The organism is Vibrio sp. 10N.247.310.24, from assembly GCF_041467175.1.
Lineage (GTDB): Bacteria > Pseudomonadota > Gammaproteobacteria > Enterobacterales > Vibrionaceae > Vibrio > Vibrio tasmaniensis_A.
Map to the genome: position 1 here is coordinate 21,834 of NZ_JBFSUD010000052.1, position 11,613 is coordinate 33,446.

The 11,613-nt window shown below is 41.2% G+C and carries 12 protein-coding genes and 1 pseudogene; 6 read left to right on the forward strand and 7 right to left on the reverse strand.

Going from position 1 to position 11,613, the window contains the following annotated elements; genetic code table 11:
• Nucleotides 1-57 precede the first annotated feature (57 nt).
• Entirely contained in the window at nucleotides 58-597 is a 540-nt protein-coding gene (locus tag AB6E08_RS15780) for a recombinase family protein (protein WP_132974785.1), read from the reverse strand.
• Between the two features lie 217 nt (nucleotides 598-814).
• Here AB6E08_RS15780 and AB6E08_RS15785 point away from each other — a divergent pair, with 217 nt between their 5' ends.
• Both AB6E08_RS15785 and AB6E08_RS15790 read left to right on the forward strand, forming a co-directional pair.
• A complete protein-coding gene (locus AB6E08_RS15785; protein WP_017061972.1) occupies nucleotides 815-1,075 on the forward strand; it encodes a type II toxin-antitoxin system Phd/YefM family antitoxin in 261 nt (86 codons plus the stop codon).
• Nucleotides 1,075-1,377, forward strand: coding sequence for a type II toxin-antitoxin system RelE/ParE family toxin (locus tag AB6E08_RS15790; RefSeq protein ID WP_017061973.1), 303 nt, complete (start codon nucleotides 1,075-1,077; stop codon nucleotides 1,375-1,377). Before AB6E08_RS15785 ends, AB6E08_RS15790 begins: the two co-directional genes overlap by 1 nt.
• Before the next feature lie 3 nt (nucleotides 1,378-1,380).
• On the opposite strand, the gene AB6E08_RS15795 is transcribed toward AB6E08_RS15790, so the two are convergent.
• The 3 genes from AB6E08_RS15795 to AB6E08_RS15805 all read right to left on the reverse strand — a co-directional run bounded on the left by AB6E08_RS15795 (nucleotide 1,381) and on the right by AB6E08_RS15805 (nucleotide 4,066).
• Nucleotides 1,381-1,992: a recombinase family protein gene (locus AB6E08_RS15795; protein WP_017061974.1), complete on the reverse strand. Its 612-nt coding sequence runs from the start codon at nucleotides 1,990-1,992 to the stop codon at nucleotides 1,381-1,383.
• 137 nt (nucleotides 1,993-2,129) lie between these two features.
• Complete coding sequence (locus AB6E08_RS15800; RefSeq protein WP_132974786.1) at nucleotides 2,130-3,044, reverse strand: AAA family ATPase; 915 nt, start codon at nucleotides 3,042-3,044, stop codon at nucleotides 2,130-2,132.
• Nucleotides 3,041-4,066: a hypothetical protein gene (locus AB6E08_RS15805; protein WP_016768696.1), complete on the reverse strand. Its 1,026-nt coding sequence runs from the start codon at nucleotides 4,064-4,066 to the stop codon at nucleotides 3,041-3,043. Before AB6E08_RS15805 ends, AB6E08_RS15800 begins: the two co-directional genes overlap by 4 nt.
• Before the next feature lie 1,404 nt (nucleotides 4,067-5,470).
• Here AB6E08_RS15805 and AB6E08_RS15810 point away from each other — a divergent pair.
• The 3 genes from AB6E08_RS15810 to AB6E08_RS15820 all read left to right on the forward strand — a co-directional run bounded on the left by AB6E08_RS15810 (nucleotide 5,471) and on the right by AB6E08_RS15820 (nucleotide 7,447).
• Nucleotides 5,471-6,193, forward strand: coding sequence for a hypothetical protein (locus AB6E08_RS15810; RefSeq protein ID WP_017061976.1), 723 nt, complete (start codon nucleotides 5,471-5,473; stop codon nucleotides 6,191-6,193).
• 67 nt (nucleotides 6,194-6,260) lie between these two features.
• Nucleotides 6,261-6,932, forward strand: a complete 672-nt coding sequence (locus AB6E08_RS15815; RefSeq protein ID WP_243645922.1) for a hypothetical protein — start codon at nucleotides 6,261-6,263, stop codon at nucleotides 6,930-6,932.
• Nucleotides 6,929-7,447 carry a metal-dependent hydrolase gene (locus AB6E08_RS15820; protein WP_122055521.1) on the forward strand — a complete coding sequence of 173 codons (519 nt, stop codon included), beginning with the start codon at nucleotides 6,929-6,931 and terminating at the stop codon, nucleotides 7,445-7,447. The genes AB6E08_RS15815 and AB6E08_RS15820 overlap by 4 nt, the downstream gene beginning before the upstream one ends.
• 68 nt (nucleotides 7,448-7,515) lie before the next feature.
• Here AB6E08_RS15820 and AB6E08_RS15825 read toward each other — a convergent pair whose 3' ends face one another.
• Nucleotides 7,516-7,944, reverse strand: coding sequence for a GNAT family N-acetyltransferase (locus AB6E08_RS15825; RefSeq protein WP_132974788.1), 429 nt, complete (start codon nucleotides 7,942-7,944; stop codon nucleotides 7,516-7,518).
• A gap of 95 nt (nucleotides 7,945-8,039) precedes the next feature.
• Nucleotides 8,040-9,380 carry an opine metallophore biosynthesis dehydrogenase gene (locus tag AB6E08_RS15830; RefSeq protein WP_132974789.1) on the reverse strand — a complete coding sequence of 447 codons (1,341 nt, stop codon included), beginning with the start codon at nucleotides 9,378-9,380 and terminating at the stop codon, nucleotides 8,040-8,042.
• A gap of 410 nt (nucleotides 9,381-9,790) precedes the next feature.
• Here AB6E08_RS15830 and tnaA point away from each other — a divergent pair, with 410 nt between their 5' ends.
• The gene (gene tnaA / locus AB6E08_RS15835) at nucleotides 9,791-11,206 is read left to right on the forward strand and encodes a tryptophanase (protein ID WP_017097175.1); all 1,416 of its coding nucleotides are present in this window, start codon (nucleotides 9,791-9,793) and stop codon (nucleotides 11,204-11,206) included.
• Nucleotides 11,207-11,274: 68 nt separating this feature from the next.
• Here tnaA and AB6E08_RS15840 read toward each other — a convergent pair.
• Nucleotides 11,275-11,613: pseudogene (locus AB6E08_RS15840) on the reverse strand (winged helix family transcriptional regulator); the annotation flags it as partial.

The following is an 11,613-nucleotide window of genomic DNA, read 5'->3' on the forward strand; positions in this document are numbered from 1 at the left end:
TTAGTCATAAATAGTACAGGTACTTCGTAGCCTTTTCCTATTCATAACTAGGTGAGTTTATCCCAACACCTTATAAACCGTTGTTCGACTGCACCCTAACTCTTTGCTGATCGCATGCTTATTTATCCCCTGCTCTGCAAGCTCTTGAATGCGTTGGTGAAGCGTCTTATCAGGAAATCGGCCGAGGTGCCTACCTTCAGCTCGTGCGCGCTCCCTACCCTCATTACAGCGCTGTAAAATTCGTTTTCTTTCCATCTCTGCGAACGCCGAAATGGTGGTATAAATTACTCGACCGACATCGCTATTAATGTCTAAGTCGCCTAAATCATGAAAAACTAAGCCGGCTTTTTTTGCTGCGAGCTGATCGGCAATTTGCAACGCATCGATAGTATTACGGGCAATGCGGTCGACTTTGGTAACGTGAATCACGTCCCCTTCCCTCGCAAAATCGAGCAACAGGTTAAGCTGTTCTCGATCGGAAGATTTACCACTCGCTTGTTCTTGGTAAATTTTGTCACAGCCAATCGCCTTAAGCTGCTCAATCTGAACATCAAGTGTTTGGTCTTGGGTACTGACACGGGCATAGCCAATTTTCATGAGAGGTGCCTTAAAGTGAACATTAAGATTGGTTAACTTTAGTGTACATGTTCACTTTATATTTAAAAGACTAATTGGACAGTATTGAGATGGGTAACAAGTAATGTCCACAAAGTTACACCTTTATGGACACTACATCAGATTACCTTCAATCACAGAATCATACAAATTGGTTAAATCGTTCGATTCGTTTATAATGAACGAAAAGGAGAATATTATGCAATCACTTACTGCTAATACAGCTAAAACCAAATTTGGTGACTTACTGATGAAGGTTCAACGTGAACCTGTACAAATTAATAAGAACGGCTCACCCGTTGCGGTGATGATGTCTTGTGAAGAATATGAACAACTTGAAGCACTCAAATTGATGGTGGTGAAATCACGCTTCGAACAAGCAGAGGCCGATGCTCTATCAGATAACCTGGTCGACGGTAACGACTTCATGAACGCACTTAACCAAGGTAAATTTGATTAATGATGCACTACAAGCTTTCTTCTGCAGCGCAATCTGATCTCATTGAGATTCGTCGCTATACATTAGAGCGATGGGGGCAAACACAATGGACGACTTACTTTTCAGAGCTCAAGCAATCAATGGAATTACTGGCGAACAACCAGCTGCTTGGCATAGAAGTTTCTGAACTGGGAAAAAACTACTTCCGGTTTCCTTTAAAGCACCATGTGATTTATTACATCCAAAAGCAAAATCACATTGTGATTGCAGCCGTTCTTGGTAAGCACATGTCACCTGCCAAGCACTTTTCACAACTCTCTTAACCCTTAAGCTAATTTAAGGGTTAACCCGCGTCGCTTCATGTAGTCACGCAGCGTACTCGGCGCTTCGTCGATCAATTTGGCTGTGGGACGAATCCCCAAGCCCATCTTTAAATACTTCTCTATTTGTTCACGTTTAACATCGAGCTTCAGCTTCTCAGCTTGGCCCTTTGGTCTTCCGAGAATCATGCCATTTTTCTTTCTAGCGGCAAGCGCTTCCTTTGTTCTCATCGAGATAAACTCACGCTCTATCTCTGCCGCAAGTCCTAGCACCGTTGCGGTTATGCGAGATTGCATTGAACCATCTAGCTGCAAATTCTGTTTGGCGATATAGACATTGATCTTCTTTTCCATACACACTTCGAGAACCTCAAGCACTTGTAAAGTAGAACGCGCAATTCGACTGACTTCAGCAAATACGATGCAATCTCCGCTCGTCATGCCCTCCACTAACGCACCTAATTTACGTTGCCGCCATTTTTTCTTACCTGTCACCACATCTTCAACAAACACCAAGTTACCTATCCCAACCTTATTGGTGTAGTCATAGATCCCGTGCTTTTGGTTTGCCACATCTTGGCTGTCTGATGAGACTCTTAAATACGCGTAGTTCGCCATGCTTCCTCCTCAACTAAAGGCGATCCAAACTGGACAAGCTGAGCGAAAAAATATGGACGGGTAACAAAGAGTGCGAACAGAGTCAGATAAAAAAACAGCACCGAATGTCGGTGCTGTTTGAAAGTGTGAGAGGTCGCTTACAAAACGTCCCTGAGGTTTTTACGCTCTTCAATTTCTTCTTGTTCTGGAATAGTCCCTAGCAGCGTGATTTTTTTAGGGCTCTGCTTAATACTTTGCGCTGAGCGCGCGGGCTTAGACGCCTTAGATTTCAAACTGAAGACCTGTGGATTAATAGTGAGGCTTTGTCTCACTTCAACCACGAACTCTTGATTTTCATTTTCAGGTAAGTAATTGCTCTTAAGGTATTTAATCGACAACGATTCTTTGTTTCTCTTTAACGTAAATAAGCACTTTGTTAATCGCATTATCGACGTTAAACCTGCACCTGAGGCCATAGTAATTTCTTGGTTACCGCGGATTTCATCTTTATTCACATGGTGAACAAGCAACAAACTGGCGCCTGATTCACTGGCAAGACCCTGAAAAATATTTTTGATTAAGCGATCGTGTTTTACCTCTTCACAACGGCCTATTGATTCCGTCACCGTATCCACTATCACTAAGTCGAATTCCGAGAAGGTTTGCTTGAGTTGATCTAAATACTGCTTATGTTCTGCCTGTTCTTGGACCGAGCTATCGGGTGGGATCACTATCGGTTCAATATCCGTTAGAAAGTGGAGATTGTTTTTTAGCTCTGACTTTATAGTGGCTGTGCAATTAGCCAGCTTTTCTTTCATCCGAGACTGGATGACACCGGCACTATCTTCTGAACTCAGTACTAAGGTTTTTGCGGGTTTATCGGCCGCGCTCATCCCGAGTAAAGACATTGAAGAAGCGTGTTCCATTGCAATACACAATGCTAGGTGAGACTTACCAACGTTAGGCGCGGCAATTAACATGCCTACATGTCCTTTAAGTAAACCTTTTAAGCTGAAACTTAAGTTTTGACTAGCAGGTGAAGCCATCAAGCTATCAAGAGATTGAGTGATCATGATTCACCCTCCCCAATGTAGAATATCTGTATGCCATTACCCACATCGCGAAATTGAAGGCTGAAGTCTTTTTCAATTTGAACGGCATTGGCCAACAAATCTTTTCTGAGATCACTACGGAAACTATGGCTGACCTTCGAAGCAATAGATTGAATGTAGCTATCGAGTGCCCACTCAAACTTCTTGTTGTGTAAGAACTCAGCTTTATGCGTGGTAATGTATTTTAAGAATGAACGAACAGACGGTTTACTGTAGTTGGTCATTTTGTGCTGTTCTAATCGGTAATAATAGCCATGGTCGCGTATCGCCTGCAGCAGACGCATGTCTGGAACTAAGAACACATGGTTAGTGAGGTTCTTACTGTTTTTACGGCCTGTTTTAAATTTACTTCGGTCACAATAAAAACGGTAATCTTGAACAAACTCTAATGGCTTTTTGCCAATTACGTTCTGCTCTTCATCAAGCTCATTTATCACTAAGTGAGCCGTTGCTAATTGAGTAATGCGGCGTTCAATTTGATCGTAGTTCGCGCGAGTGGTCGCCATGCCCATTCGGGTTGCTAATTCATACATACTCATTGATAAAACGGTCGCGTCTCGGTCAATAAAAGAGTCGAAGCCATCTTGTTGAGTATCTGATATTTCACCATCAGAAATGGTTTGGTACACCTGAGACCAGGTTAAACGTGCGCCGGCTTCATAAGAAGCATCATCTAATTGAATCGTTTGAGCGTAGGCCAGCATAGTTTCGAGGATATCGCGATGAGGCTGTAGTAGATAATCTACATGCAGATCAACTCTGAAATTCTTTCCATAACTATTAATATTCACACTTTCTAGTGGGTGATTTGGATCAGTGCCACCACTTTGAGCGATTTGAATCAGTTTTGACTGCATCGTAGAAGTTAAACGAGATGCAGGGTGAAAGATGGTTGCTCTAGAGAAAAGAATCGATGAGATAAACCGATTCTTTCGGTCCTCTTCATTAATAACTGTCAGGCTAGAGTTGGATGATAACGTCATGATCATTACCTAAGAGTGCGATAGTATCATTTTAACAGATAACCTTACTTACCTCATCAACTTCGGTAGATGTCTATATGATTTCGGCAAATATCTATAGCTCTTCACATAAATTATGTATAAATATCGGTAAATAACTACTTACTTCGGTAAATGTTTACTTGATTCTAAAAGATCAAACTTAAGATAGGATTACTGATGAGCTATAGTTTTTGTTTGTTTTCCCATCAATCTGATCCAAAGATCATTAAATTATGATCTTACCCGTCATTTAGATCGGTTAATGTTGATATGTTAATGCTTAAGTTCGGTAAATGTTTATATGTAAGATCGTCTAATATTAATATTTCATCGGTAAATGTTTATAATTAATCGGTAAATATCAATATATTTTCGGTAAATGTCTATACTTTTAGGTGACTACTAAGAAACTAGAACCTTTAGGATCTAGTTTTACAATAATACCAACTTCACTCAGGTTCAGTCGGTGACTTCACAAGCAACATCAAATCTCTAGAGAGCTTTGATGTTGCTCGTGAAGTAAGTGTTAATACTCTAACATCTAGCTTTAAAATTACTTTATGTTTGTCACTAATCGCATGTAATTGATATGTTTATCTTCATTAATCTATGGATTTTTGATCGCTTGATTTCTTATTACTTTCTTATTTGATCCATTAACTTTTTATTGTGTACTCGTGTTTTAGGGTCTTACTACCCTGATCGTTGCGGGTGATCGCCAGCGATATAAAATAAATGGGTGGAACTAAGTTTTTAGGCTTAGTAAAAGAAATAGTAAGTGACAGTGTCATAGTGTCTAGACGGGGACACGCTAAATCTAGGTTCATGGATTTAGATACAAACAAGCTCTCAGTGATGAATTCGCTAGATAAGAAGATTGATAAAGTAGTACACAAACTTATTTAGAAAGGGGAAAGAGTGACGTCTTGACCTGCAATGGTGTGGCGAGCCAAGCGACTATGCCCAGCCCTAATTAATCTGTCGTATAAATACGCGCTTGATGAAGTATGAGACTGAAAAACCAACAATAAAATGAAAGATGGTCTTTGGTTGATGTTAACGTTTTTGTGTTGCATCACCCAGCCCGTCATAAGAATTTTATTGCCTGTCATAAATGTGAACGAATTAAATGACCGTATTATTCGTGCATATGGTTATTGGGTCGTTGTTGTACCTCTTGTCCTTGTTGTTTACCCCTATGTTTCACATGAAAATTTTTTTCGTTGTGCGATTTTTACAGCAGTTCTTCGCTCAATAATTTACTTTTAATTTGCTTATAAACATGTCAATTACATGGAGTTTTGAACAAGCTCGAAATGAGCTATTTGGTTTTTTCAGTTTCTAATACGGTGATTTATTCTGGACAAGTAAGGACGGAATAGAATGCGATTTTTGAAACTCAGAACCGATCATAAACGAGTGCGAAGAGATGGAACACGTTATGTGACACCATTGATTGTTGATGCACCAAGACGCTTTGCGCCAAGTCGTGATCGTAAAGAAACCAGCTTGCGCCGGAAGGAGTGTCAGTTAATTACGGGAGCTCATGATTCAGGTAAAAGCCGCTGGCTTATGCGCTTAAAGGATAGCCGACACGAAATCTGGGGGAAAAAGCCGCAACCTATTTTACTTGAGGGGCTGATGCCTTTATCAAGTTGGGTGGAGGTGAAAGGCATTGCAAAATGGCACCAAGACAAAGAAGTACAATCAGAAGATTATACGCCCTGGGGGAAGCTCAACTTGCAGCTTAAGGCGGATCTCTTGGCTGATTACCTTCTTGACACCCAAGCCTTACTTTTTATTGATGACGCTCATAAGCTGACTGGCCGAAAAGCACAAATCGCCCGTAAATGTTTACTGTCTTCCAAAGTTTGGTTAATGACCTCTAGCGAGGAAGGTCGGCTCCCTCCTTCTTTTCGACCTATCGTAGAGCGCCGTGCTCCACAGCGAATTAATTTAGAGAGTGATGTTAGTTACGATACGACCAAAGCCTTGATTTGGTTCATGGTAGCGATGTGTGTGGTGGCCGGTGCATGGGAAGCTGGCGCTGTTATTGGTGGGCTTCAGATGTTAGGTACTGGAAGAAGGTCGACGCGTGCTGATTAATGTTTTCCTTATATGGATTAGCTTATGCGCGTTCAGTGCTGCCTATGCCAATGATTGGGGTATTAGTGTGCCTTGGGAAGAAGCTGAGGTGCTACCGCCAGAAATCAAGCCTTACGAGCTCCCTACTTTAAAAGGTCAAGCCCCCCACTATAATGTCCCAACCCCTGCCCTCACGCCGGCACCAAAAGTGGATCCGGATGCGATTTTTAACACTGTACTTAAGTGCTACCCAGAGAAGAGTAAATTTAAGCTCGATTTAAACTTGGTTGCGGGCATGAAATCTAACATCGATGAGTATGATCCTGAAGGTTGGCCAGAGATAACTGAGCATTACATTGGAATAGTTGGCAAAATGCCGCTCTACTCCACAACTGAACAATCTCGGGAGCGCCAATGGGAATACCAGCGTCGTACTGCTACAGCTACCTCTGTAGCAAGCTTTACTCAATCCTTAGCTGATAGAAATTATGCCTATCGCTTAATGGGGCTTTATCTCTCTTTGGAGGCCAGAGCGCAAATGAGAGTGAAAAAAGGGGTGGCGAACGTATCAGAGCAAGTCGCTTTGCTTGAAAAGGTGGCCTCTTCTCATCGAGATGTTTTGGCGCATGAAGCTAAAATCGTTGAGCATCGTTTAGCTTTGGTGGCAATGTGTGAAGCCACATATACTGACCAGATGAACCGTTACCTTCAAAAACTCGCTTACCTTCCCCGCCCTACTTCCGATCCCCAATCACGATGAAATGGCTCAATCATACATTAATTGCAGGCGCGATTTGTGCTGTGGTGTCACCTCCTCATGTTGCTGTGTGTGTCGCAGGTGCAACTGCTCCCGATTGGTTTGAATACGTACTTAAGGTTGGCAATCGACATATCAAACACCGAGGCCCCACACATGTTTTCACGCATTGGTTACTGGCTGCCCTAGCCTTTACTTTGGTTTGGGATTATCACGGGATCGGGATGGCATTTGCTTGGGGTGGCGTTAGCCATATTTTGACTGATGCGATGACAGTATCAGGTGTGCCTTTTTCGCCTTACAGTGATAGGCGCTTCCATCTGTTTGGAGGTCGATTTAGAACCGGTGATCCTATCGAATATGCAATTTCCGCAGGGGTTGTGGTGGTGTGTATTGCTCTATCCCACCTAACCGGTGGACATGGGTTTGCGCCGTTCTTTTATGATTGGGGAGGCATGTACCAAGAAGGTGTGATTGATGGATTAGAGTGGAAAACGAACCGATTTAGGCTGATTTAAATGCGAGAAAAGTTGTCAATGCTCAGCCTGAGCATTGACAACTTTTCTCTATATTTTGAAAGATAATATTAGTGTGCTGATTTGTATTTTTTCCAATAATCAAAACTATTGAGTAGTGCTAGTTCAATACCTTGTCCGTGGTATTTACATGACACATAGAATCGTTCGACATAAGCGTAGAAAGATGGGGCTTGTTGTTGGATGACTGGCTTTCTTTTTGGAGAATGAACACTGATGATTAGGTAGCCTACTACCTGTTTCTTTTTTGTTTCAGCGACGAAAAAATAAGTGTTTTTATTCTCGATTTTTTCTTTTATCAAGGATTCGGTGAAAAGTAATTCAATAATTCTTAGCTTGCTTAAGTTGTAATCATTCAAGCTGTATTCGTTTCGTTCTCTGTTGTAATGGCTCATTTTACTGTGGCTACCTGCCAGTTGTTCATGACATAGAGCATTGATAGAGGATATGTCGTTGATAGTTGCTTTTCTTATTCGCACCTTAATCTCCTTTTCCTTCGTTACTGACTTCTTGTGAAGCAAAACGGTAAAATGCTAAGCAAACTCCTCCTAGGCTTATAGTAATTAAGGATAATTTATTGGCTGATAGAAGGTGTCGCATGAACGTAGTATTCAGAAGCGCGTTGTTTTAGGGCTTGGATTAATGTCGTGGGCAGGTTTCTTTCTTTTACCCAAGATTCAAATACTTCTATTGATTGAAAGCTGATAGAAGAAATAAGGCTAGATTGTTGAACTAAATGATTAAGCCAATAAAGTGTCTGCAAATCTTCTAATGGTGTTCTAGGTAGTTGTAGTCGTCCTTTTCTAACTTTTCCCTTGAGATAAGGTTTAGCAGAAACCTCAAAAGTGCTTTTTTTGGTGTTGGATTCTGAAAAAGGGGTTGGGTCTATCAGTATTGTGCTATATCGAACATAGAGTAGGTACTCTTGCTCTATTTCATTGAGTTCATTGAAAGAGTCTATTTTATCTTTTGGAATCGTTGCCTCAAGTACGGGGAGATTTTCGTCATTGAGCAATTGAAGTAAGTTGATTGGTTCCGCTGAGTAATGTTCTAGTAGGCGAGAAATTGATTTCCAATGATGCAGTAACTCTTTGATCAACTTCATGGTGATAGGGCCTTCGGGGTAGAGCTTATACATGTATTTAGTGTCATCTTCGTTTGAAAGAATATGATCTAAAGAAAACGTATTGATTAGAAAAGCTGGGTGTACATAAGCTGCAGCGTTTCTGCCTTCTACACTAAATGGGTTATCAAAGAGAACGACTTGAACATTCACTTTTTCTAATGCGTTCCTTAAAGCATTAAACAAGACATCATTGGGTTCGGAGAGATAAATATACACTCTTTTTTTCACGGTTTTAGTCGTGACTGTAAGAGGGTGTTGTGTTGTTGGATTAGATGAAAAATGAGACGTTGCAAAGTAGCTAGAAAAAAGAATGATGTTGGGAGATAACTTTTTCTTTTTCAATATCCCTTTTAGGATAAGACACCCACCAATCATGGATGACATAAGGATAATTTGCTTTAGATTTTTCAAGCAGAGCTCAGAAAAAGAAGCTAGGACATCACAATAGGCGTGAGCGGGGGTCGCTAGGACTAGCGTGTCCCATGAAGAGGGCAGGGGAGATAAATCTGTATAAAGTTCATCAAATCTAATAAGACCAACAAGTGGTGCTAATTGTGGCTTACTTACTTCACAGCTAGCAACGTTTCCGTGTTGTCGCATTAGTCTTTTTCTATTCTCCCATTGATGAGAGCTTTTGCTTATGAGAGCTATTTTCTGACTAAAAGGAACAAGAATCTGACTGGTTTGAATGCCGGCGGGTCCTGCACCTACAACTAATGTATTGCCTAGAATCATAATAAACTCGCTATCTCTATTTAACCGAAAAGGTACTTTTAGTTCCTTTCTCATATCACAAATATCCATAGTGAAACTTCGAGAGTAGATTGTTTATTTAATTATTCTTATTAATAAAAATGAATGACTTAGCTTTACTATCCCTTTGAGAAAGTGTGTGTAAATTTCAATATTTCCTTTCTTGGAAAAGCGCCATACTTTTGGCCTCCCCAGTTCCATTTTTCACTTAATCTTTCTTATTTATTAATAGTTAAATTACGCTGAAATTAATATCCAAACCCATTTTGTTGGTTCATTTTTGTGCGGTTGGAGGAGGTAAAGCGAGAGCGCCTTAATCCGCAATAATAAGGATTGAGTGTACTGAACTAGAGAGCTTTAGCTATGCCTTCTCCAAGTACCCATTAAGAATAAAAATGTCTGGAGAAATACCTATGTCAGCAATAAGCAATAATAAAGAACATCCGATGGATTCACACTATGTGCCGGAGCCTTATCGAATTAGGGTTATTGAACCAGTGAAAAGAACAACGGAGCGAGAACGAGAGCAGGCGCTGATGAAAGCAGGGTACAACCCTTTTTTATTAGAGAGCGACGATGTGTTTATCGATTTGCTTACTGATAGCGGTACAGGTGCAGTGACACAGGCTATGCAATCTGCAATGTTGAAAGGTGATGAGTCGTACAGTGGCAGTCGAAGCTACAGGACGCTTAGTCAGACGGTAAAAAATATTTTTGGTTATAAGTTTACCATCCCCACACACCAAGGACGGGGAGCTGAGCAGCTATATGTCCCAGCTTTGATCAATAAATCTGAGCGAGATAAAGGGCTAGAGCGAGACAAAATGGCCGCATTTTCAAACTACTTTTTTGATACCACACAAGGGCACACTCAACACAATAACTGTCGAGTGATCAACGTTCCTTCACCTGAAGCTTTTAATACTAAAATTAAAGCAGACTTTAAAGGTAACTTTGATTTGAAAGCTCTCGCAGCTGGAATCGAAGAGGTTGGAGCTAAAAACGTGCCTTATATAGTAAGTACGATTACTTGCAACTCTGCAGGTGGCCAGCCAGTCTCCATTGCTAATCTTAAGGCTGTTTATGAATTAGCGGAATCTTATGGTATCCCTGTTGTTATGGACTGCGCTCGCTTTGCTGAGAATGCTTACTTTATTAAACAGCGTGAAGTTGGTTATTCTGATTGGAGCATTCAAGAGATCACCAGAGAAGCGTTTAAATATGCCGATCTCTTTGCTATGTCAGCGAAAAAAGATGCCATGGTTCCTATTGGTGGGCTACTCGCTTTCAAAGACGATAGCTTCTTAGATGTGCAGTTGGAATGCAAAACACTATGCGTGTTATTGGAGGGCTTTCCAACATATGGAGGTCTCGAAGGTGGGGCGATGGAACGTTTGGCTGTTGGACTTTATGATGGAATGGAAGAAGACTGGTTAGCATCACGCTTGCAGCAAGTTGAATACTTAGTGAACGGCCTAGAAGCGTTAGGGGTCCGTTGCCAGCAAGCGGGTGGGCATGCTGCCTTTGTTGATGCCGGTGCATTATTACCTCATATCTCACCAGAACAGTTTCCTGGACATGCTTTGTCTTGTGAGCTTTATAAGGTGGCAGGTATTCGAGGTGCAGAAATCGGTTCTTTATTACTAGGGTGTGATCCTGAAACAGGAAAGCAGCTGCCTTGCCCGGCTGAATTGTTTCGTTTAGCTATTCCTAGAGCAACCTATACACAGGCTCACCTTGATTACATTATTGCTGCTTTTAAAGAAGTGAAGAAACGTGCTTCATCAATTGCAGGTTTAAAGTTTACTTATGAGCCTAAGGTCTTGAGACACTTTAACGCTACATTGGAACCTGCACTTTAAGTTGTGCCCCTTTGCAGACAGCAAAGGGGCTACCTCTCTTTTATCTGAAAAAATTAAAGCAACGAGAGTTATGGATTAGTGTGATAGTTTTCCTGGGACTGAGAAGCTAAGTTTTTTTGAGAGGCTAAGATGAATTGAAGTTCATCCTTTTTAGTTAGGCAGATTTGGCTCGATTGGTTATTGACGTTGACGTTGACGATGTCAAATTCGTGCCAGAAGTAGAAATAGCTGATTATTAGTACAGAGAGGATTGTGGAAGATAGGCCAACAAGAGCCCATTGGTAGAGTCTTAAGTAGTTGTTTGATGTTCTTTTGAGTGGACACGAAAACTGGCTAGAACGAGGTAACTTTATCTGTTTCGGTGGGTCTAGCGAAGTTTCAAATTCAGGAATGTGGATCTTGTAACC